General features: G+C 62.8%; 18 protein-coding genes. 3 read left to right on the top strand and 15 right to left on the bottom strand.

Annotation, left to right across the window (positions count from 1 at the left end):
* Positions 1–30 precede the first annotated feature (30 nt).
* Positions 31–2,136 carry a M3 family metallopeptidase gene (locus NCT04_RS05810; protein WP_250464329.1) on the top strand — a complete coding sequence of 702 codons (2,106 nt, stop codon included), beginning with the start codon at positions 31–33 and terminating at the stop codon, positions 2,134–2,136.
* Between the two features lie 51 nt (positions 2,137–2,187).
* On the opposite strand, the gene NCT04_RS05805 is transcribed toward NCT04_RS05810, so the two are convergent.
* The 7 genes from NCT04_RS05805 to NCT04_RS05775 all read right to left on the bottom strand — a co-directional run bounded on the left by NCT04_RS05805 (position 2,188) and on the right by NCT04_RS05775 (position 12,009).
* Positions 2,188–3,462, bottom strand: a complete 1,275-nt coding sequence (locus tag NCT04_RS05805) for an amidohydrolase family protein (RefSeq protein ID WP_250464327.1) — start codon at positions 3,460–3,462, stop codon at positions 2,188–2,190.
* Positions 3,463–3,775: 313 nt separating this feature from the next.
* Complete coding sequence (locus NCT04_RS05800) at positions 3,776–4,366, bottom strand: GNAT family N-acetyltransferase (RefSeq protein WP_250464325.1); 591 nt, start codon at positions 4,364–4,366, stop codon at positions 3,776–3,778.
* Positions 4,367–4,645: 279 nt separating this feature from the next.
* Positions 4,646–7,387: a DUF4118 domain-containing protein gene (locus tag NCT04_RS05795; protein ID WP_250464323.1), complete on the bottom strand. Its 2,742-nt coding sequence runs from the start codon at positions 7,385–7,387 to the stop codon at positions 4,646–4,648.
* Between the two features lie 32 nt (positions 7,388–7,419).
* A complete protein-coding gene (kdpC, locus tag NCT04_RS05790) occupies positions 7,420–7,977 on the bottom strand; it encodes a potassium-transporting ATPase subunit KdpC (protein ID WP_250464321.1) in 558 nt (185 codons plus the stop codon).
* 11 nt (positions 7,978–7,988) lie between these two features.
* Entirely contained in the window at positions 7,989–10,121 is a 2,133-nt protein-coding gene (gene kdpB, locus NCT04_RS05785; RefSeq protein ID WP_284509323.1) for a potassium-transporting ATPase subunit KdpB, read from the bottom strand.
* Between the two features lie 14 nt (positions 10,122–10,135).
* Complete coding sequence (gene kdpA, locus NCT04_RS05780) at positions 10,136–11,917, bottom strand: potassium-transporting ATPase subunit KdpA (RefSeq protein ID WP_250464319.1); 1,782 nt, start codon at positions 11,915–11,917, stop codon at positions 10,136–10,138.
* Entirely contained in the window at positions 11,914–12,009 is a 96-nt protein-coding gene (locus NCT04_RS05775) for a potassium-transporting ATPase subunit F (RefSeq protein ID WP_244827589.1), read from the bottom strand. Before NCT04_RS05775 ends, kdpA begins: the two co-directional genes overlap by 4 nt.
* 369 nt (positions 12,010–12,378) lie before the next feature.
* On the opposite strand from NCT04_RS05775, the gene xth reads away from it, so the two are divergent.
* Positions 12,379–13,155 carry an exodeoxyribonuclease III gene (xth, locus tag NCT04_RS05770; RefSeq protein WP_250464317.1) on the top strand — a complete coding sequence of 259 codons (777 nt, stop codon included), beginning with the start codon at positions 12,379–12,381 and terminating at the stop codon, positions 13,153–13,155.
* A gap of 16 nt (positions 13,156–13,171) precedes the next feature.
* Here the strand turns inward: xth and ntrC are convergent, their stop codons facing one another.
* From ntrC to glnA, 3 genes are all read right to left on the bottom strand, one after another.
* Positions 13,172–14,650, bottom strand: a complete 1,479-nt coding sequence (gene ntrC, locus NCT04_RS05765) for a nitrogen regulation protein NR(I) (RefSeq protein ID WP_250464315.1) — start codon at positions 14,648–14,650, stop codon at positions 13,172–13,174.
* 133 nt (positions 14,651–14,783) lie between these two features.
* Complete coding sequence (gene glnL / locus NCT04_RS05760; RefSeq protein ID WP_244827586.1) at positions 14,784–15,926, bottom strand: nitrogen regulation protein NR(II); 1,143 nt, start codon at positions 15,924–15,926, stop codon at positions 14,784–14,786.
* A 207-nt stretch (positions 15,927–16,133) separates the two neighbouring features.
* Positions 16,134–17,549: a type I glutamate--ammonia ligase gene (gene glnA, locus NCT04_RS05755; RefSeq protein WP_244827585.1), complete on the bottom strand. Its 1,416-nt coding sequence runs from the start codon at positions 17,547–17,549 to the stop codon at positions 16,134–16,136.
* 376 nt (positions 17,550–17,925) lie between these two features.
* Here glnA and NCT04_RS05750 point away from each other — a divergent pair, with 376 nt between their 5' ends.
* On the top strand, positions 17,926–18,390 hold the full coding sequence (locus NCT04_RS05750) for a rhodanese-like domain-containing protein (protein ID WP_250464313.1): 465 nt from the start codon (positions 17,926–17,928) through the stop codon (positions 18,388–18,390).
* Between the two features lie 14 nt (positions 18,391–18,404).
* On the opposite strand, the gene NCT04_RS05745 is transcribed toward NCT04_RS05750, so the two are convergent.
* The 5 genes from NCT04_RS05745 to NCT04_RS05725 form a co-directional block, all read right to left on the bottom strand.
* Positions 18,405–19,100, bottom strand: a complete 696-nt coding sequence (locus NCT04_RS05745) for a copper homeostasis protein CutC (protein WP_250464311.1) — start codon at positions 19,098–19,100, stop codon at positions 18,405–18,407.
* Positions 19,097–19,909 carry a competence/damage-inducible protein A gene (locus NCT04_RS05740; protein ID WP_244827582.1) on the bottom strand — a complete coding sequence of 271 codons (813 nt, stop codon included), beginning with the start codon at positions 19,907–19,909 and terminating at the stop codon, positions 19,097–19,099. Before NCT04_RS05740 ends, NCT04_RS05745 begins: the two co-directional genes overlap by 4 nt.
* A 12-nt stretch (positions 19,910–19,921) precedes the next feature.
* Entirely contained in the window at positions 19,922–20,761 is an 840-nt protein-coding gene (locus NCT04_RS05735; RefSeq protein WP_250464309.1) for an EI24 domain-containing protein, read from the bottom strand.
* 71 nt (positions 20,762–20,832) lie between these two features.
* Positions 20,833–21,852 (bottom strand): sterol desaturase family protein, encoded by a 1,020-nt coding sequence (locus NCT04_RS05730; RefSeq protein WP_250464307.1) that lies wholly within the window; start codon positions 21,850–21,852, stop codon positions 20,833–20,835.
* 88 nt (positions 21,853–21,940) lie between these two features.
* Positions 21,941–22,954 (bottom strand): YVTN family beta-propeller repeat protein, encoded by a 1,014-nt coding sequence (locus NCT04_RS05725; RefSeq protein ID WP_244827579.1) that lies wholly within the window; start codon positions 22,952–22,954, stop codon positions 21,941–21,943.
* Between the last annotated feature and the right edge of the window lie 39 nt (positions 22,955–22,993).

Genomic DNA, 22,993 nt, shown 5'->3' with positions numbered 1-22,993 from the left:
TCAGCATGTATTAGCAAGTAAGGGAGAGTCATGAGCGATACCATCCAAGCCACCACGAACGCCGCAGCCAATCCGCTGCTCGATTTTTCCGACCTGCCGCGTTTTGGGGACATCAAGCCCGAACATGTGACGCCCGCGCTCGACGTGCTGCTCGCCGCCGCGAAAGGCGCCGTCGATCGCGCGAGCGCGCCCGAGACGCCCGCCACCTGGACGGATATCGTGGAGGCAGTTGAACTCGAATCGGAAAAGCTGTCGCGCGCGTGGGGTGTCGTCGGCCATCTGAACGCGGTGGCGGACACGCCCGAACTGCGTGCCGCTCACGCCGCGAATCTGCCGCGCGTGACCGAGTTCTCGGCGAGCGTCGGTCAGAATCTCGCCCTCTACGAAAAGTACAAGGCGATTGCGGCCGGCCCCGACTTCGAGAGCCTTTCCCCCGAACGCAAGAAGATTCTCGAGAACTCGCTGCGCGACTTCCGTCTGTCCGGCGCGGAGCTTTCCGAGGACCGCAAGCCGCGCTTCGCCCAGTTGCAGGAAGAACAGGCCGCGCTCTCGAAGGCGTTTTCGGATCACGTGCTCGATTCGACCAACGCATATGCCTATTACGTCATGCAGCAAAGCGAACTTGCAGGCCTGCCCGACGACGTGATCGAAGCGGCACACGAAGCCGCCCAGCGCGAAGGCAAGGAAGGCTGGAAGTTCACGCTGCACTTCCCGTCGTATTTCCCGGTGCTGCAGTATTCGGAGCATCGGCCGATGCGTGAGGCGATGTATCGCGCGTATGTCACGCGTGCGTCGGAACTCGGCGAGACCTACGGCAAGGGCCGGGCCGAGTGGGACAACACGCGGAACATCGTGGAGAACCTGGCGCTGCGTCTCGAAGAAGCGCGCACGCTTGGCTACCAGAACTTCGCGGAAGTGTCGCTTGCACCGAAGATGGCCGAGTCGCCCGCGCAAGTGATCGCGTTCCTGGAAGACCTCGCAAAGCGCGCGCGTCCCTATGCCGAAAACGACTGGATGGAACTGCGCGCGTTCGCCGCCACCGAACTCGGCATGCCCGAACTGCAACCGTGGGACATCGCGTTTGCGGCGGAGCGTCTGCGTCAGAAGCGCTATTCGTTCTCCGAGAACGAAGTGAAGCAGTACTTTCCGCAGGAAGCCGTGCTCAAGGGGCTGTTCAAGGTCACCGAAACGCTCTTCAACGTCTCGATCCGCCGTGACGAAGCCGCCGTCTGGAACAAGGACGTGCGCTTCTTCCGTGTGGAAAACCAGGACGGCACGCTCGTCGCGCAGTTCTATCTCGACCTGTACGCGCGCGAAGGCAAGCGCGGCGGCGCATGGATGGACGACGCCCGCTCACGCCACAAGCGCGCGCAAGGCGGCGTGCAGACGCCGGTCGCCTATCTCACCTGCAACTTCTCGGCGCCCGTCGGCAACAAGCCTGCGTGCTTCACCCACGACGAAGTCATCACGCTGTTCCATGAATTCGGCCACGGTCTGCATCACATGCTGACGCGTATCGAGGAAATGGGCGTGTCGGGCATTAACGGCGTCGAGTGGGATGCGGTCGAATTGCCGTCGCAGTTCATGGAGAACTTTTGTTGGGAGTGGGACGTGCTGACCGACATGTCGTCGCACGTCGAAACGGGCGCACCGCTGCCGCGCGAACTCTTCGACAAGATGCTGGCGGCCAAGAATTTCCAGAGCGGTCTCGGCACCTTGCGGCAGATCGTATTCTCCATGTTCGATCTCGTCCTGCACACGTCTTACGATCCGGCGGACAGCACGCAGAACGTCAACGACCTGGCGCGCGAGATCAACGAGAAGTTCCACGTGATTCCGCAAACCTCGTTTTCGCGCTGGCCGAACACGTTCAGCCATATCTTCGCGGGCGGTTATGCGGCCGGCTACTACAGCTACAAGTGGGCCGAAGTGCTTTCCGCCGATGCCTACGCCGCGTTCGAGGAAGCCGCGAAGCTCGCGAACGGTTCAGTGCTGGATGCGCAGACGGGAACGCGGTATCGCCGGGAGATTCTCGAAGTCGGCGGCAGCCGTCCCGCGATGGATTCGTTCAAGGCCTTTCGCGGACGCGAGCCAAACATCGACGCGCTGTTGAGGCATAACGGCATGGCGGGATAAATCGAAAAGGGGGCTTCGGCCCCCTTCTTTTTTATCCGCGTTATTGTCCGCCTAGCGCCAGAGTTTGAAGTCGACGCTTGGCGGCCGTCCCTCCAGCGCAAGCGTTGCGCGCACGGCGGGACTTCGGCTCACGACCTTTCCTCGTCTCACCACGGCCACGCGCGCCGCGCGCAGGCGAATGGCTTCGATCGGATCGCGTGCGTCGAGCACGACGCAATCCGCGTTGCATCCCACTTCCAGCCCGTAACCTTCGATGCCCAGAATGCGCGCAGGCGTCGTCGTCACCGCATCGAACGCGGCGCGCATGCCATCCTGGCTCGTCATCTGCGCGACGTGCAATCCCATGTGCGCCACTTCAAGCATGTCACCGGAGCCCAGGCTGTACCACGGGTCCATCACGCAGTCGTGTCCGAAGGCAACATCGACGCCTGCCGCCATCAGCTCGGGCACGCGCGTCATGCCGCGCCGCTTCGGATACGTATCCGATCTGCCTTGCAACGTGATGTTGATGAGCGGATTGGCAATCGCCGCGACGCCCGACTCGCGAATCAGCGGGATGAGCTTGCTCACGTAGTAGTTGTCCATCGAATGCATGGACGTAAGATGCGAGCCGGTCACGCGGCCTTGCAGACCGAGCCGGTGCGTTTCGGCGGCGAGCGTTTCGATGTGACGCGACATGGGATCGTCCGATTCGTCGCAGTGCATGTCGACGCGCAAACCTTGCTCCGCCGCGTATTCGCACAGCAATTTCACGGACGCCGCACCGTCGGCCATGGTGCGTTCGAAGTGCGGGATGCCGCCGACCACATCGACGCCGAGCGCAATCGAGCGCTTGAGATTTTCGAACGCGCCGGCGCTGCGCAGCACGCCGTCTTGCGGAAACGCGACGAGTTGCAAATCGAGATACGGCTTCACGCGCCGCTTGACTTCGAGCAAGGCTTCGACCGCGAGCAGACGCGGATCGCAGACATCGACGTGCGTGCGAATGGCGAGCAAGCCGCGCCCGACCGCCCAGTCGCAATATTGCATCGCGCGTTCGACGAGCGCTTCCTGCGTGAGTTCGGGCTTGAGTTCGCCCCACAGCGCGATGCCTTCCAGCAGGGTGCCGGACGCGTTCACGCGCGGCAAGCCGTAAGAGAGCGTCGCGTCCATGTGGAAGTGGGCATCGACGAAAGGCGCGGTGACGAGCGAACCGTCGGCGTCGATTTCCTCGCGCGCGGTGGCGCTCAAATGCGGCTCGATGGCGACGATGCGCCCCGCTTCCATGCCGATGTTGACCAATTCGCGACCGCGCACGAGCGCCGCGCGGCGAATGATGAGATCCATGTTAGAACCCTCCGCTGTAAGGCTGTTCGTCCGATTGTAGCGGGACAGAAAAGCCGTGCGGGCTTGTTTGGATGACGCGCAAAGCGCGCTAGTGGGCTGTGCGTTGCGATGTTGCGGCGTTTGGAGGACAGATGCCACGTTAAGACAAACGTGCCGACCTTGCCGGATGACGCGCGTTACAAGCGCGTGCTGGTCTCGCGCGGCAGAGCGGCGTACTAGCGAAAAGGCGCATCGCCTTGCATGGCAAAGCGCACGCGACGACGCGCTCACGCACCGCTTCGTCGCCTTCATGCACGCGCGGAGAAAGACCCCGCTACGCCTGGCCTTCGAGCTTGGCAAGCAACGTCGCTTTGACGCCGGGCCATTCGTCGTCGATGATCGAAAAGCGCACCGAGTTGCGCTTGCGGCCATCGGGCATGATGCGCTCGTGCCGCACGATTCCTTCCTGTTTCGCGCCGATGCCGAGTATCGCCGCGCGCGACTTCGCATTGAGTTCGTCGGTGGTGAACTGCACGCGCACGCACTGCATGGTTTCAAACGCGTGCGTGAGCAGGAGCAGCTTGGCTTCGGTGTTGATGCCCGTGCGTTGCGCCGATGCCGCGAGCCACGTATGACCGATCTCCTGCTTGCGGTTCGCGCGATCGATTTTCCAGAAGCGCGTGCTACCGACAACCTTGCCCGTATCGCGGCGCACGATCACGAATGGCATGACGGTGCCGGCATCGCGACCGGCGAGCGCGGCATCGATATAGCGGGCGATGGTGTCGGCGTTCGGCACGACGGTGACCGCGAGATTCCAGAGCTCGCCGTCGGCGGCGGCATCGAGCAAGGCTTGGGCGTCATCGCGTTGCAGCGGGCGAAGCTGAACGCGCGGTCCTTCGAGCGTCGGTTGAGGATCGGTCATGGCGTTTTGTGAGCGTGGCGGCGAATGGCATGATCGCATGGAGGCGCGGGCTTCGGCACGCCGCCAGACGGCCGAGGCCTAAAGAAAGCCGAATGTGCCCGCTGATTCGTGGCATTCGTGAACGGCGACGACCCTATTGAGCCGGGCAGCACCGCTCGTCGTCTGCGCGTCCGATATCGTGAGAACGCGTCCGGTTCGTCTACGGAGCCGCAAGGTAATCGTTAATCGAAAAGACCGCGCGCCCGACTCGCGAGATTCCGGCTCGAGCCATCACGCCGCTCAACCCGCCATATCGCCATCCCGTTGCGGCGCTTCAGCCTCCTCGTCCTGCGGCATGTCCCTAGGCATCGCCTCCTCCACCGGCAACGTGAACCAGAACCGCGCGCCGCCATCGGCACGATTCTCCGCGCCGATGCGCCCGCCATGCGCCTCGACAATCGCCCGGCAGATCGCAAGCCCAAGCCCGATGCCCGGTTTCGCCGACTCCTTCTCCCCACGCGTGAATTTCTCGAACAAGCGCCCTTCGCTACCGGCAGGCACGCCCGGACCGTCGTCGTCGATACACACGCGCACGACGCGGCCATCGCCATCCTGCTCGGCCGCCGCGCTTATGCGTATGGCGGAACCCGCAGGCGTGTACTTCGCCGCGTTCTCCAGAAGGTTCGCGAAGAGCCGCTCCATCAGCACGGCATCGAGCATGAGAAGCGGCAGATCGGCGGGAACGCGCACCTGCACCGGACGGTCGGCGAGCGTCCTGCGCATGACGTTGAGGGCCGCGCCGACGGTCTCCTCGAGCATCGACCATTGACGGTTCAGCCGCACCGCGCCCGCCTGCAAACGCGCCATGTCGAGCAGGTTCGTCACGAGCCCGCTCATGCGCAACGCTTCCTCGTGGATAGCATGGATCAGTTCGCGCGACGACGCTTCCGACGCCCCGCCCTCCAGCAACGACGCAAAGCCGACGATCGATGTCAGCGGCGTGCGCAGATCGTGCGATATCGCGGCCAGCAAGGCATTGCGCATGCGCTCCGATTCCATGTTGACGAGCGCGTCCTGCGCGATCTCCACGTAATGCACGCGCTCCAGCGCCAGCGCGATCTGCGCCGCGAAGGTTTCGATCATGCGCCGCTGCTCCGGCACGGCGAATTCGGCCTCGCGTCCCGTGACGAGCGCGAGCACGCCGCGCGTGCGCATCGGCGCCTTGAGCGGCAAGTAGAGCGCCGCAGCGGCTGGCAGCGTTTCCGCGCCATGTCCCGCGGGCTTTTGCTGATCGTAGACCCACTGCGCGATATCGATATCCAGACGTGCGGCATCAAGCGCCGTGTCGGGATTCGGCTCGTCCACTTTCTGGCGCACTTGTTCGGCGGCATCGGGCAGCAGAATCGCGACCTTCGCCTGGAAAATCTCCGCGACATGGCGCGTGCCGATCTCGATGATCTGTTCGGTCATCAACGCGGCCGCAAGCTCCTTGGTCATCGCGTACATGGCGCTCGTGCGCCGTTCCCGTTGCGATGCAATGCGCGCCTCGCGCCGCAAACTCGACGTGAGATGGCTGATGGTGAGCGAAGTCAGCAGCATCACGATGAAGGTCAGCAAATACTGCGTGTCCGTCACGGAGAACGACAGCGTCGGCGGCACGAAGAAGTAATCGAACGCGGCGACGGAGAGAAACGAGAGCATGACGCCCGGCCCGCGTCCGAGCCGTACCGCCGCGAAGATCACGCCCAGCAGATACAGCATCACGAGATTGGTGATCGCGAAATGGCGCGCTTCCAGGAAGTTTGCGACGACCGTAATGGCCGCACCGATGACGAGCGCAAGAAGGTACGCATGCGGCGGCGAATGCGCGGTGAACGACATTGCGTAGTTCGTGCGCGGTTCGTCGCGTGGACCGGTGGACACGAGCGTCACGTCGATATCCGCCGCCTGCCGCACGATGCGCTCGGTCATCGGCGTATCGAAGAGGCGCCGCCATCCGCCGGGCAAGGACGCACCCGCCACGAGCTTCGACACGTTGCGCATGCGCGCATAAGCGATGAGCGTGGCCGCCGCATCGGCGCCATCCAGCGTGACGGTTTCCGCGCCGAGTTCGGCGGCGAGCTTGAGGGCGTCGAAGGTGCGTTGACGCTTGTCATCGGGAAGGCGTTGCAGGCGCGGCGTCTCCACGTACACCGCGAGCCAGTCCGCCTTCAGCGCGCTCGCGAGCCGCGCCGCCGCACGCACCAGCGCCGCGCTTTCCGGGCCCGGACCGATGCACGCGATCAGCCGTTCGCGCGCGCGCCAGATACGCTCGATGGATTGATCGGCACGATACTCGCGCATCTGCGCATCGACGCGATCGGCGGTGCGCCGCAACGCCAGTTCGCGCAGCGCGATGAGATTGCCCTTGCGAAAGAAGTTGCGCACCGCATGCTCGGCCTGTTGCGGCAGATAGACCTTGCCGTCGCGCAGACGGTCGAGCAACTCTTCGGGCGGCAGGTCGACGAGCGTGACTTCGTCGGCGCGATCGAACACGCGGTCGGGCACCGTCTCCCATACGCGAATGCCGGTGATACGCCCGACGATATCGTTGAGACTTTCGAGGTGCTGGACATTGACCGTGGTGTATACGTCGATGCCCGCATCGAGCAGTTCCTGCACGTCCTGCCAGCGCTTCAGATGCCGCGAACCTTGCACGTTCGCGTGCGCGAGTTCGTCGACGAGGATCAGTTGCGGCTTGCGGGCGAGCGCGGCGTCGAGATCGAATTCGGAGAGAAGCCGCCCGCGATACTCGATGCGCGCAGGCGGCAGAACGTCGACTCCTTCGAGCAGCGCAAGCGTCTCTTTCCGCCCATGCGTTTCGACGACGCCCGCGACCACGTCGACGCCCTCTTCGCGCAAACGCCGCGCGGCCTGCAACATGGCGAACGTCTTGCCCACACCCGCCGATGCTCCGAAAAAAATCTTCAGCCGGCCGCGCCGACGCTGCGCTTCCTCACGTTGCAGTTTGTCGAGGAGTTCATCGGGAGTGGGACGGGTCATCGTGGGCGGCGGATTGCTTCAAGCGTGATCGATCATCGAACATCGTCGAGCGCGAGATTCAATTTAAGCACATTCACTCGCGGCTCTCCGAAGAGACCGAACTGTCTACCGGACGTTGCCTGCGCGACGAGCGTTTCGACCCGTGCGCGCGGCAGGCCGCGCGCCTTCGCCACGCGTTCGACCTGATACGCCGCCGCTGCCGGACTGATCTCGGGATCGAGCCCGCTGCCCGACGACGTCACGAGGTCGACAGGCGCGGACGCCGAATCGTCGAGCGCGGTGATCCGCGACTTGATTTCATCGGCGAGCGCGGGGTTCGTCGGACCGAGGTTCGAGCCGCTCGAAGCGCTCGCGTTATACGGGTTCGGCGTGGTCGCCGAGAGACGGCCCCAGAAGTAGCGCGGGGCATCGAATTGCTGGCCGATCAGTTCCGAACCGACCGCTTTCCCATCTCGCTCGATGATGCTGCCGTTCGCCCGATGCGAGAACGCCGCCTGTCCGAGCGCCGTCACGATGGCCGGATAAAGCAAGCCGGTCACGACAGTCAGCGCGAGCAGCAGCACGATCGCGGGACGCAAGAGGTTCTTCATGTTCATCTCCATTATTGCCAGCCGAGTGCGCTGATGGTCATGTCGATCAGCTTGATGACCGGAAACGGCAACACGATGCCGCCCAGCCCGTAGATCAGCAAATTACGCCGCAAGAGCGAAGCTGCGCCGAGCGCGCGATACTTCACACCCTTCAACGCGAGCGGAATCAGAAACACGATGATCAGCGCGTTGAAGATCACCGCCGAGAGAATCGCCGACGACGGCGACGCGAGATGCATCACGTCGAGCACGCGCAATTGCGGATACGTCGTCGCGAACGCGGCCGGGATGATCGCGAAATACTTGGCCACGTCGTTGGCGATGGAAAACGTGGTGAGCGAACCACGCGTCATCAGCATCTGCTTGCCGATCTCGACGATCTCGATCAGCTTGGTCGGATTCGAATCGAGATCGACCATGTTGCCCGCTTCCTTCGCGGCCTGCGTGCCGGTGTTCATCGCGACGGCGACATCGGCCTGGGCGAGCGCGGGCGCGTCGTTGGTGCCGTCGCCGGTCATCGCCACGAGCCGCCCTTCGGCCTGATGCGCGCGGATGGTCGCGAGCTTCGTCTCCGGCGTGGCTTCAGCGAGATAATCGTCGACGCCCGCTTCGGCGGCAATCGCGGCGGCGGTCAGGCGGTTGTCGCCCGTCACCATCACGGTCTTGATGCCCATCTTGCGTAGTTCGGCAAAGCGCTCGCGTATACCGCCCTTCACGATGTCCTTCAGCTCGATCACGCCGAGCGCGCGCGCGCCGCCTTCGAGCATGCGTTCCGCGACGACGAGCGGCGTGCTGCCGCGTCGCGCGATTTCATCCACGGCGCTCTGCACTTCCTGCGGAAAACGCCCGCCGTGTTCCTCGATGTACTTCTTCACCGCGAGCGCCGCGCCCTTGCGAATCTCGCGGTCGGGAAGATCCACCCCGCTCATGCGCGTCTGCGCGGAGAACGCCAGAAACGTCGCGTGCAAGGTGGCCATGTCGCGTTCGCGGATGTTGAAGCGTTGCTTGGCCAGCACCACGATGCTGCGTCCTTCCGGCGTTTCGTCGGCGAGCGAGGCGAGTTGCGCGGCATCGGCGAGTTCGCGTTCATCGATCCGCGGCGCGGGCGCGAACGACGACGCCTGCCGGTTGCCGAGCGTGATCGTGCCGGTCTTGTCGAGCAGGAGCACGTCGACATCGCCGGCGGCTTCGACCGCGCGGCCCGAGGTCGCGATGACGTTCGCCTGCATCATGCGGCTCATCCCCGCCACGCCGATGGCGGACAGCAGGCCGCCGATGGTCGTCGGGATCAGGCAGACGAGCAAGGCCACGAGCGCGGTGATGCTCACTACGTGGCCCGCCTTCGCGGCATCGACGGCGAACATGGAGAACGGCAAGAGGCTCGCGGTGGCGAACAGCAAGACGAGCGTGAGCGCGACGAGCAAGATGGTGAGCGCGATTTCGTTCGGTGTCTTCTGACGCTTCGCGCCTTCGACCATGGCGATCATGCGGTCGAGAAACGCCTCGCCCGGATTCACGCTCACTCGCACGACGATCCAGTCCGACAGCACGCGCGTGCCGCCCGTCACCGACGAGAAGTCGCCGCCCGACTCGCGGATCACGGGCGCGGATTCACCCGTGATCGCGGATTCATCGACCGATGCCACGCCTTCGATCACTTCGCCATCGGCGGGAATCGCGTCGCCCGCTTCGACGAGCACGACATCGCCGCGCCGCAGATCCGTCGATGCGACGATGCGGATCGGCGACTTCGGATGCGGCTCGTTGAGCTTTTTGGCGACCACGTTGTGCTTGGCGTTGCGCAACGACGCCGCCTGCGCCTTCGAGCGCCCTTCCGCGAGCGCTTCCGCGAAGTTGGCGAAGAGCACCGTGAACCACAGCCATAACGCGATCGCGAGGATGAAGCCCGCAGGCGCTTCGGCCTGGCCCGCGAGCGCGGCGATCCAGAGCACGGTCGTGAGAATGCTGCCGACGTACACGCAGAACATCACGGGGTTTCGCAACTGCGTGCGCGGCGCGAGCTTGACGAACGAATCGACGATCGCGGGCTTCACGAGCGCGGGATCGAACATCGAACGGGCCGCCGTGCGCGTCTGCCCGGTATTGTCCGGACGATGCAGCGGCGCTTGATTCATTTGATTCATGCTTTCCTCGAGATTCAGTGGCCGGCGATCATGCCGAGATGCTCGACGACCGGCCCGAGCGCGAGCGCGGGGACGTACGTGAGCGCGCCGACCAGCACCAGCGTGCCGAGCAGCAACACGACGAAGAGCGGTCCGTGCGTGGGCAGCGTGCCCGCCGTCACCGCGAGGCGCTTCTTGGCCGCGAGCGATCCCGCGATGGCGAGCACCGGAATGATCGAACCGAAGCGGCCGAACCACATCGCGATGCCGAGCAGGACGTTATAGAACGGCGTGTTCACCGAAAGGCCCCCGAACGCGCTGCCGTTGTTGTTGGCGGCGGAACTGAAGGCATAGAGCACTTCGGAGAAGCCGTGCGCGCCGGGATTGGCGATACCCGCCGTTCCCGCCACGCTCAGCACGGCGATCGAGGTGCCCGCGAGCACGATGAACGGCGTGAGCAAAATGGTGATCGACACCATCTTCATCTCGAACGATTCGATCTTCTTGCCCGCGTATTCGGGCGTGCGGCCGATCATCAGCCCCGCGACGAACACCGCGAGCAACGCGAACACGAGCATGCCGTAGAGCCCCGACCCGACGCCGCCGAAGATCACTTCGCCAAGCTGGATGAGCAGCATCGGCACGAGCCCGCCGAGCGGCGTCAGCGAATCGTGCATGTTGTTGACGGCGCCGCATGAGGCCGCGGTCGTCGCCACCGTGAAAATGCCCGATTGCGCAATGCCGAAGCGCGTTTCCTTGCCTTCCATGTTGCCGCCCGATTGCAGCGCGGACGCGGTCGTATCGACATGCAGCGACGCATACACCGGATTGCCCGACTGTTCCGCCGCGATCTCGCTCCAGCAGGCGGCGGCGAACGCGATGGTCATGGCCGCGAGCACCGCATAGCCTTGCCGCTTGTCGCCGACCATGCGCCCGAAGACGACGCATAACGCCGCCGGAATGACAAGCATGGCGAGCATCTGCACGAAGTTTGCAAACGGCGTCGGGTTCTCGTACGGATGCGCGGAGTTTGCGTTGAAGAAGCCGCCACCGTTGGTGCCGAGCATCTTGATGGCTTCCTGCGACGCGACGGGGCCCATCGGCAGCGTTTGCTTGTCGTTCTTGAGCGTTTGCGTGACGGCCTTGCCTTGCGCGTCCGTCGACTGCGTCTGATACGTCGTGACTTGCAGCGTCGAGACGTCCCGATACGCCTTGAAGTTCTGGATCACGCCCTGACTCACGAGCAACACCGACACGACGACAGCAAGCGGCGCGAGCACGTACAACGTTGTGCGCGTGAGATCGACCCAGAAGTTGCCGATGGTCTGCACCGAATGCCGCTTGAAACCGCGAATCAGCGCGATGACGACAGCAATGCCCGTCGCCGCCGAAAGGAAGTTCTGCACGGTCAGGCCGAGCATTTGCGCGAGATAGCCGAGCGTGCTTTCACCGCCGTAGTCCTGCCAGTTCGTGTTGGTCACGAAGCTCACGGCGGTGTTGAAGGCGGCGTCGGGCGTCATCGCGCCGAAGCCTTGCGGGTTGGCGGGCAACAGATGCTGCACGCGCAGCAAGCCGTACAGCGCGAGCGTGCCGAGCGCGTTGAAGAGCAGCACGGCGAGCGCGTAGTGCTTCCACGACATTTCCGCTTCGGGGTCGACGCCGGCCATGCGATAGATGAATCGTTCGACGGGTCGTGTCTTTCTCACGATCACCGATGAGCCATCGAGCACGTTCGCGATGTATCGGCCGAGCGGGATGGCGAGCGCGATCAGCACGACGATGAAGAGTGTTGTCTGCATCAGCGAATTGGCGTTCATTCGAGGTTCTCCGCGTCGAGAAGCGCATAAACGAGGTACGCGAAGAGCAGCAGCGTCGAGGCGGCGGCGAGCCACATCATCCAGGCGTTCATGCGCGGCCTCCCTGAACGCGGTTGCGCAGTAGCGCGCAGCCACGCGTGAGGGCCACGCACAGGGCCCAGAACAGGGCTATGCCGGCGAGGTAAAGCAGGTCCATTGAGACGTTCTCCCCTATCGGTTTTCGGATAGGGTGGAGATTAGGGGAGGACGCGTAAAGGGTTGGATAAGGTTGGAGGGGGCGGTGTAAAAATGGTGTAAAGAGGCGCTTCGACCGCAGCTTTGCGAAGCACGCGCCAGGCTGCCGAAGCCGATCCGCCATGACATGGCGGTATCATTCGGGATGGCTATCCGCACTTGAATTGCCTTGCGCACGAAGTCCGGCGCACTCGACCTCACCAGAACCAAAGATAATCGTCGTCCCCATGAAAATCGCCACCTGGAACGTCAACTCGCTCAAAGTCCGCCAGCAGCACGTCATCGACTGGCTGGCTTCCTCCAACGTCGACGTCCTGTGTCTTCAGGAACTCAAGCTCCCCGACGAAAAGTTTCCGCGCGCCGAACTCGCGGCCGCCGGTTTCAAAAGCTGGTTCGCGGGACAGAAGACCTATAACGGCGTCGGCATTCTGGTGCGCGACGGCATGGAAGTGGACGAGGTGAACGTCATTCGCAATATCCCCGGTTTCGAGGATTTGCAGCAGCGCGTGATCGCGGCGACGGTGGAAGGCGTGCGCATTGTGTCGGCGTATTTTCCGAACGGCCAGGCGCCCGGCACCGAGAAGTTCGCCTACAAGATGCGCTGGCTCGACGCGCTGCGTGAATGGCTGCGCGGTGAGATGGCGCATCATCCGAAGCTCGCGTTACTCGGCGACTACAACATCGCGCCAGACGACCGCGACGTGCACGACCCGAAAGCGTGGGAAGGACAGAATCTCGTATCGTCCGAGGAGCGCGCGCACTTCGTGCAACTCGTCGAACTCGGCCTGACCGATGCCTTCCGCAAGTTCGAGCAGCCCGAAAAGCTCTACACGTGGTGGGATTATCGAATGATGGCGTTCCGCCGGAACATGGGTCTGCGTATCGACCATATCTTGCTGTCGGCGGAACTCTCGGCGCTATGCACTTCATGCGAAGTCGATAAAGCGCCGCGCAAATGGGACCAGCCATCCGACCACGCGCCGGTGATCGCGACGCTCGGCTGACCCCATCTGCTCCAAATCACGCGTCCAGATGCAGTTCCTGAATCTTGCGCGTGATGGTATTGCGGCCAATGCCCAGACGCTCGGCCGCTTCTACTTTCCGGCCGCGCGTGAAGTCGAGTGCTTCGCGAATCACGGCAGCCTCGAAACGGCGCGCGAGTTCGTCCATGACATCGGCCGAATTCTCACGCAAAAGGCGCGCGACTTCCGTGCGCAAGCCGTTCTCCCAGACGCCAGCCGGCGTTCCGGCCAACGGCGCCGCGACGCCGTTGGTGACTGCGGGCACCGCCGTCATCGCGCCATCGGGCAACACCGCAATGCTCTCCGCCGACGCATAGTCCTGTCGCGGCGTGAGGTCGGGTGGCAAGTCCTTCTGCTCGATGACTTGCGCGGGCGCCATCACCGTCAGCCAGTTGCACAAGTTCTCCAACTGGCGCACGTTGCCCGGAAACGGCAGCGACGCCAGATAAGCAATCGCTTCATCCGAAACGCGCTTGGGCTCGACGCCCAAATCACGCGCGCTCTTCTGCAGAAAATGCCGCGTGAGCAAGGGAATGTCTTCGCTGCGTTCACGCAACGCGGGCAAGCGCAGGCGAATCACGTTGAGCCGGTGATACAAGTCCTCGCGAAACAAACCCTGCCGCACGCGCGATTCGAGATTCTGATGCGTCGCCGCGATCACGCGCACGTTCGCCTTGAGCGGATTGTGTCCGCCCACGCGATAGAACTGTCCATCGGAAAGCACGCGCAGCAAGCGGGTCTGCAAGTCGAACGGCATGTCGCCGATTTCATCGAGAAACAGCGTGCCGTTTTCCGCCTGCTCGAAACGCCCTTGCCGCATGGCCTGCGCGCCGGTGAACGCGCCGCGCTCGTGACCGAATAGTTCGGATTCCAACAGATCCTTCGGAATCGCCGCGGTATTCAGCGCGATGAACGGTCCGTTCGCGCGCGGGCTATGTCGGTGCAAGGCGCGCGCGACAAGCTCCTTTCCGGTGCCTGATTCGCCCGTGATGAGCACGGTCGCCGCCGAATGCGACAAGCGGCCGATGGCGCGAAACATGTCCTGCATGGCCGGCGCTTGGCCGAGCATCTCGGGCGTTTCCGTCACGCGCTCGTCGAAGGCGGACTCGCCGCGCATGGACTCGTCGACGGCGCGGCGGATCAGCTCGACGGCCTTGTCGACATCGAAAGGCTTCGCGAGATATTCGAACGCGCCGCCCTGGAATGCGGCCACCGCGCTATCCAGATCCGAGAACGCCGTCATGATGATGACTGGCAAGCCCGGCAAGCGGTCACGCACCGTTTGCAGCAATTCGAGGCCCGAGCCGCCTGGCATGCGGATGTCGGAGACGAGCACTTGCGGGCTGTCGTGCTCGAGCGCGGCGAGCGCATCGCGCACGCCGGAGAAACTGCGCGTCGTGAAGTTCTCACGTGCGAGTGCTTTCTCAAGCACCCATCGGATTGATTGGTCGTCGTCTACTATCCAGATCGGCTTCATATCGTTCGGCGAGAAGTCTTCGTGTGGTTCGGTGTGAGCCCGTCGAAACGGTCAGGCTTCAAGGCTTGGAGCGCAATCGCGTCGTAAATTGGCGGCCAGGAATGTGCGTCGTTTGGATTCAGGTCGATGATCCTCAGTTTCCGAATGGCAACAGCATGGCGAACTCGGTGCAACCGGGCTTGCTCTCCACTTCGATCAGCCCGTCGTGCTGATGCACGAACGACTGCGCGAGCGTAAGACCCAGACCGCTGCCATCTTCCCGGCCCGACACGAGCGGAAAGAAAATCCGGTCGCGAATCTCACTAGGAATGCCGGGACCGTTGTCAGTGATATGCAAGTCCAATGCCAGTTTGTGCAGCTTTTTGCCAATGGTCACCTTGCGCGCAATGCGCGTACGCAGTTCGATCTTGGCGTCGCCTTGCGAGATGCGCTCTCTCAACGCTTCGGCCGCGTTGCGCACGATGTTGAGGAGCGCTTGAATCAGCTGTTCCTTGTCGCCGCGCAGGTCGGGCACGCTCACGTCGTAATCGCGTTCGATGGTGAGGCCGCGCGGAAACTCCGCGAGGATCACCGCGCGCACGCGCTCGCAGACTTCGTGGATGTTCACATCGCCCACGATATGCGGATGCCGGTGCGGTTCCAGCAAGCGATCGACGAGCGTCTGCAGCCGATCCGATTCCTTGATGATGACCTGCGTGTATTCGCGCAACTCGTCGCGTTCGCGCGCGCCGAGTTCGAACTCGAGCAGTTGCGCGGCCCCGCGAATGCCGCCGAGCGGGTTTTTGATCTCGTGCGCGAGGTTGCGGATGAGCTGCTTGTTCACCGCCGTGAGATCGTGAATGCGCTCTTCGCGGTCGGTGCGCAAATGCCGTTCGTTCTCGAAGAGTTCGAGCAGCACGTAATCGGTGGCGACTTCCAAATACGCGACGATCGCATGCACATGAAACGCCTCGCGCCCGGGGCGTTCGAGCATGGCATCGAGCCGCGTCGCGTTGAAGCGGTTTTCCGCGATGGATGCGATGGTCGTCGCCAGTTCCTCGGAGTTGGCGAAGAGATTGGGCCAGTGCGTCTGCGTGAGTTGCTTGCGCGACATCTCCAGCATCGACTCCGCCGACGGGTTCGCGTACGCGATGCGCTGCGTGCGTTTGTCGAGCACGAGCACGACGGTTGGCAACGCTTCGAGTCCCGGCAGAAGACCGGTTCCCGCGAGTTGGGTGTCGTCGGAGAGTGCGTCGGCGTGCCCTTTGCGGGCCTTGATCAGATTCTTAAGCACCATCGAGCTTTAAAAAGGGTGGCCAATGAGGTCGCTCGTGAAACTCGATCTTCTTCTTTCTTTGTGACTGCATGTGACGCGCGTCAGCCACGCGGCGATTAAAAAAAGGGACGGCGCGCCGTCCCTTTTTCGTGTTGGCCTAGGGCATGCGCCGCGCGCTTCATCGACCAGCCGTCTACGAAGCGCATCGACGTCATGCGTTGGCGGCGCTTACAGCGAGTAGTACATCTCGAACTCGACCGGATGCACCGACTGACGATAACGTTGCAGCTCGTTCGTCTTCAGTTCGATGTACGCGTCGAGCATCGAATCCGTGAACACGCCGCCGCGCGTCAGGAACTCGCGATCCGCGTCAAGTGCGTCGAGTGCCTGATCGAGGCCGGCACACACGGTCGGGATCTTTGCATCTTCTTCCGGCGGCAGGTCGTACAGATTCTTGTCCGCGGCTTCGCCCGGATGAATCTTGTTCTGCACGCCGTCGAGACCCGCCATCATCAGCGCGGAGAAGCACAGGTACGGATTCGCGAGCGGATCCGGGAAGCGCGTTTCGATACGGCGGCCCTTCGGGTTGCTCACGTGCGGAATGCGGATGGATGCCGAACGGTTGCGAGCCGAGTAAGCCAGCTTCACAGGCGCTTCGAAGTGCGGCACGAGACGCTTGTACGAGTTCGTACCCGGGTTCGTGATCGCGTTCAGCGCGCGTGCATGCTTGATGATGCCGCCGATGTAGAACAGCGCGAATTCCGACAGCCCCGCGTAGCCATTGCCCGCGAACAGGTTCTGACCGTCCTTCCAGATCGACTGGTGAACGTGCATGCCCGAGCCGTTGTCGCCGACGATAGGCTTCGGCATGAACGTCGCCGTCTTGCCGTACGTATGCGCCACGTTGTGGATGATGTACTTCATCTGCTGCAGCCAGTCCGCGCGCTGAACCAGCGTCGAGAACTTGGTGCCGATTTCGTTCTGGCCCTGGCCCGCCACTTCGTGGTGGTGAACTTCGACCGGAATGCCGATCTGTTCGAGCAACAGGCACATTTCAGAACGCATGTCCTGGAACGTGTCGACCGGCGCGACCGGGAAATAGCCGCCCTTCGTGCCCGGACGGTGGCCGGTGTTGCCGCCTTCGAATTCCTTCGCCGACGACCACGGCGCTTCTTCCGAGCCGATCTTGACGAACGTGCCCGACTGATCCGTGTTCCATTGCACCGAGTCGAAAATGAAGAATTCCGGCTCCGGACCGAAGAACGCGGTGTCGCCGAGACCCGAGCTCTTCAGATATGCCTCAGCGCGCTTCGACAGCGAACGCGGGTCGCGCTCGTAGCCCTTGCCGTCGGCCGGCTCGACCACGTCGCAGGTCAGAACCAGCGTGGATTCTTCGTAGAACGGGTCGATGAACGCGGTATCCGCATCGGGGATGAGCAACATGTCCGATGCTTCGATGCCCTTCCAGCCGGCGATGGACGAACCGTCGAAAGCGTGGCCGCTTTCAAATTTGTCTTCGTCGAATGCCGAGACCGGCACGGAAACGTGTTGTTCTTTGCCGCGCGTGTCGGTGAAGCGGAAATCGACAAACTTGACGTCTTCGTCCTTGACGAGCTGAATGACGTCGGCCACGGATTTACTCATTACCTATCTCCTGATTAACAAAAGTCGGCGAAAACCTTTCGCCGCCCCGACCGAATCCTGTACCGCTGAAACAATCGTGGTTTGAAAAGCAGCTTCCATGCCAAGCGCACCAATCTTGCGCTAAGCAATTGAAGCGGCGCGCGTTTTTTGTGAAACGATGATGCTTTATCGAGCCGGCCGCTTAGTCGTAAGCCGACCGTTCGCACTAGTTCAGTGCGCGACAATTCGGATCTACCGAGGCGCGCCCGATTTTCGTGCATTCGTCTTATCTTGCACCAATTTGACGCAGTAAGGTTGCCGCGATTCCAGCCCTCGGCACCGCTCAGAGTCTGGCACGCTAAAATGAATTTTTGCGCTTTACCGGAGACTACGCGCCATGAGCACGCTCGAACAACTTTATGGTCAGGCCGCGAGCCGAGCCACGGAAAACAAGCTGACCTACGCGGGCGCCTTCCTTCCCGCCGAAGCCTTCGAACTGCTGCAACTCGACCCGCGTACGCGTCTCGTCGATGTCCGCACACGCGCCGAACTCGACTGGGTCGGACGTCCCGCTGTCGATAGCGCGCAATACGCTCATATCGAATGGATTCGCTATCCCGGCTCGGTGCCGAACGGCGAGTTTATCGAACAATTGCGGCAGGTCGCCACTCCGGATACGCCGGTGCTCTTTCTGTGCCGCAGCGCCGCGCGCTCCAAGCTCGCCGCGGTCGCCGCGCAGAAAGAAGGGTTCATGAAAGCGTATGACCTGCTCGAAGGTTTCGAGGGAGACAAAAACGGGCAAGGGCATCGGAAGACGGTGTCGGGATGGTGCTTTCGCGGCTTGCCTTGGATGGGCGCATAAGCGTCGCCGTTCGTTCACTCGCCTGCGTCGAGCAACACCCGCACGCGCGCCACGCGTAATTCGTCGACCGGCTCCGAGCCTTTTCCATCCACGCGCACGCCAGAGCCGAAATGCACGGCCTTCACGCCTGTCGCGGCGGCGAACGGTGCGACCGCATCCACGATGAAACCAGCGCCCGCGAGCACCGTGCAATGCGTTTCCGCCGCTTGCGCGACGAGCGCCTTGATAACCGGTCCGGCTTCCAGCACGGATGGCTTGCCGCCCGATGTCAGCACGTTCGTGACGGCGTCGAAGCGCAAAAGCGTCTCGAACGCAGCGGGTAAATCGCGGGCTTCGTCGATCGCGCGATGGAAGGTGAGCGGCAAACCGTCGGCGGCATCGATCACGCGCTCTAGCGCTTCGGTGTCGACATCGCCATGTGCGTTCAACATGCCGACGACGATCGCGTTGGCGCCCGTCTTCGCGATTGCGCGGACGTCGCGTTCGATGACCGCGAAATCGTCAGCATCGTAGACGAAAGAACGGCTGTGCGGCCGCACGATGACGTTCACCGGAATGCGCACCGCCTCCACCACCGACTCGATCAGGCCGACGCTCGGCGTCAAACCGCCCTCGCCGATCGCCGTGATCAGTTCAAGCCGATTGGCGCCGCCACGCTCGGCGGCGCGCGCGTCGGAAACGGTCGTCGCGATGACTTCGAGCAGAATCACGCCGCGTCCTCCGGCGGCGCTTCGACCACTTCGCCGCCCAGGGCGAGCACGCCCTCGCGCAACACTTCGAACGCGGCGTTGGCCTGATCCGGCTCGCCCTTCACGCCGAGGTCGATATGCGAACGCGCATAGAGCGCGCCGCGCGCGGCATCGCCCACGCTCGGCAGGCTGAAGGCGCGCACGCCGTCGAAATCGCGTTCGATGGTCACCATGAGCGGCGTGATGCGCGACTCCGGCAACCCGAACACGAGCAACGAGCGCTCGATATAAGGCGTCGCGTGATGCAGATGCGCGTACTTGGTATCGAGCACCCATTCGATCATTGGCCACGCCATGACGGGAAAGCCCGGCACGAAATGATGATCGCCGACGGAAAAGCCCGGAATCTTGTTGTAGCTGTTCGGAATGATCGCCGCGCCCTGCGGAAACGTCCCCATATTCAGCCGATGCAGATTCTCCGGCGAATCGAGGTCATACGGTTTGTCGCCGGCCGTCTCGCGGATGCGCTCGCGGATCAGTTCCGCCGCTTCCGGTTGCAGTTCGAGCGGCCGGCCGAGCGCCTTGGCCGCGCATTGACGCGTGTGATCGTCGGGTGTCGCGCCGATGCCGCCGGTCGAAAACACGATATCGCTGGAAGCAAACGTGCGCGCGAGCGTCGCGGTGATACGCGCGGGATCGTCGCCGACGTATTCGGCCCAATCGAGCGAGAGCCCGCGCGCGCTCAGCAATTCGATGATTTTCGGCAGATGCTTGTCCGTGCGCCGGCCTGAAAGAATCTCGTCGCCGATGATGATGACGCCAATGCCCATGAATGCTCCTTCTCAGAATGGAACGGTGGTGGCCGGCACTTGAGGCGCCGCATTCGCCCGTAGTCGTTCGAGCGCGTGCAGGCAGTAATGCGCGAACCAGAGCGCCGAAAACACCAGAATGAATGCGTATGCCCAGATGGTTGCCGCCGCGACCACGGGAAAGAGTGGCAAGAGCCATACCGACCAGGCCCACAACATGGTCGGCACCGAACCGAGCAGGCCGCTCACGATGCCAATGACAAGCAGCGGCCAGCGCGCATCACGCACGATCACACGGCGTTCCTCGGCGCTCGCGTGCACGGCGAGCGCATCGTAAGTCATCACGCGATAGGTGAGCCAGCCCCACAAGAGCGGTGGAATCAGCGCGAAAAACGGTGGAATGAGCCACAGCGGCAACGTGACGACGAGCGCGATCAGGCAAACGAGCGTGTTGATGACCGAGTGCCCGAGACTGCCGTACCACGAGCCGCCGTGACGCTCTTCGAGCAGCGCGTAATGACCGCCCGGCCGGCGCGTGAGCAGCTTGGTGACGCCTGGCATGGAGAGCGTGGCGATCAGCAGCAGCACGGTCACGAAGATCAGCGGAATCGCCATGATGACGACGAAAAACGGCGCGATCACCGCATGCAGCGAGGAGAAGCCGACGGCATCGAACAGGCGGTACATCGCGGCGGTGAGCGCCCAGCCGTCGAGCCAACCGGTTGCCGCGCCTGTCAGCGTCTGCCAGAAGAACCAGAGCACCGCGCCCCAGCTCAGCGTGGCGACCGCAAATGGCATGAAAGTCAGCCAGAGCATGCGTGGGTGAAAGGCATGCGCAATGGCGCGCACGAACGAACGCAGCAAGTCATTCATGCGTGATTCGACGAAGAGAGTGGAAACGACAGCATAAACCAGCGCACCGAACGGGCGCTGGTGATCGAGACTCAGACAGCCGCCGAGCTTTTGTCGGAAGCCGAATTCGCGCGACGCGAAGACAAACGCGCGCCGATCCGCTTGAACGCGAGCCAGTGCTGTTCGACGAAGCCGTCGCCGTAACGCACGGGCGCGACGCCCGGCGCGCCGAGTTGATCGCGAATACCGGTCGGCTCCACGGTGCGGTCGAACGAAGCCGAGCGAAAGAGAATGTCCCAGAACGCGAACAGCACGCCGAAGTTGCAGCCGTACGCCGTGCCTTCGTGGCCGAAGCCGATTGCATGATGACGACGATGAAACGCCGGGCTCACGAAGAGCCGGTCGCCCAGCCAGCCGTAATGCAAGCGAATGTTGGCGTGCTGCACGCTTTGCATGAGGTTCGTAATGGCGACCAGCACGACGAACTGCGACGGCTCCACGCCGATCACGAGCGCGACAGTGGCGAAGAACCCCGCCTGCAGGATGTCGTCGAGCAGATGGTTACGGTCGTCCGACCAAAGCGACATTTGCTGCTGGCTGTGATGCACCGCGTGCAATTCCCACCAGATGCCGATGCGATGCTCCAGCCGGTGATACCAATAACCGGCGAAATCCAGCAGCACCAGATAAATCACGAACGTGACCATGGGTTGCGTGGTCACGCCCGGCCAGAGATTGTCGATTTCCAGATTCGGGATGTCATGCAGGCGCAGCCAGCTTTGCAGCGAATCGAAAACCGGCTGGAACGTGAAGAAGAAAAAGAGGTTCAGAATGCCGAGCTTGACGATCCACGTATAAAGCACGTCGATACGCACGCCCTTGCGATCCTGCCATTCCTCGGCCGGGCGCAGCGCTTCGAGCGGGCGCAGCACGGCGTACATCGCGAGCACTTCCAGCACGCCGACGATCACCCAGTAAAGAGCGTCGTAGGTGTCTTCGTCATAGTCCATGAGGCCGACCTTGAACAGAAACGGCTGGACCATGTCCACGTAGAGCATGGTCTGCAGGGCGGAGACGAAGCTGTCGAGCGACGAAAGAATGGAATGAAACATGATGCTCCGTGTGACTCAATACGGCCTGACTCAATCGTAATACAGGGCGCCCGCAAGCGCCCTTTTCCTACTGCTTTCGCGGGCAGCCTCAGGCGCCGTTAGGCGAGGTCACCGGCGCGCGATTGAAGAAGTAGATTCCGTGCGGCGAACGGCCAACCTTGATGGTTTGGATCAGCTTACGATCCGCAAGGTCGATCACGCCGACATGCTTCGCGAAACGGAACGTTACCCAGAGATACTTCTTGTCGGCGGAAAGTTCCATGTCATCCGGTCCCGGCAAGAGGCCCGTGATGTCGCCGACGTTCGTGAGCGTGTCTTCGTCGATGATGCTGATGGTGTTCGCCACCCGGTTCGACACGGCCACATGCTTGCCGTCCACGAGCGAGCGGAAGTTATGCGCGCCCTTGCCGGTCGTGATGGTCTTGACGATCTTCTGATTGCGCCAGTCCACCACGGCGACGTAATCCGCGCCCGTCATGCCAACGAGCAGATACTTGTCGCCCGGCGTGAACCATACGCCCGCGGGCGTCGGGCCGACTTTCATCTTCCACTTGACCGTCTGCGTCGCCAGGTCGATCGCGGCGATTTCGTTCGACACCTGCAGCGAGATGAACGCGGTCGTGCTGTCGTTCGAAAACGCGATATGGCTCGGCATGGTGGCGAGCGGCAAGCGCTTGGCCACGGTCAGATTCTTGCCGTCGAAATGATAGATATCGAGGCGGTCGAGCCGCAGACCCGTCGACACGAACCACTTGCGATCCGGCGAAAAGCCGATCTGATACGGGTCTTCGATATCCTGAACCCAGCGCTGCACGGCGCCGGTTTTCGGATCGACGAACATGAGATTGTTCGATACCGAGTTCGCAACGATCAGCGATGACGCGTCCGGCGTGGGCATCAAGTGATGCGGTTCCTTGCCCGTGGGCACGGTGCCGACGACCTGGCGCGTGTTTTCGTCGATAAGACTCAGCGTGGCTTCAGCCGAGTTCAGGACGATGACGTTATTGGCAAATGCCGCGGTGGCGATGAAGGCCGCGCCGATAGCGAGCGCGGCGCGTGAGGCAACCGCCCGAAAGCGGCCAGACAGAAAAGATGAGCGCATGAAAAAGTAGACGTCCGAAGGCAGGCGTCATTGTAGAAC

The organism is Caballeronia sp. GAFFF2 (genome assembly GCF_023631485.1).
Lineage (GTDB): Bacteria > Pseudomonadota > Gammaproteobacteria > Burkholderiales > Burkholderiaceae > Caballeronia.
Note: the sequence above shows the minus strand (reverse complement) of the source record. Positions and strands in the feature narration are given on the sequence as shown.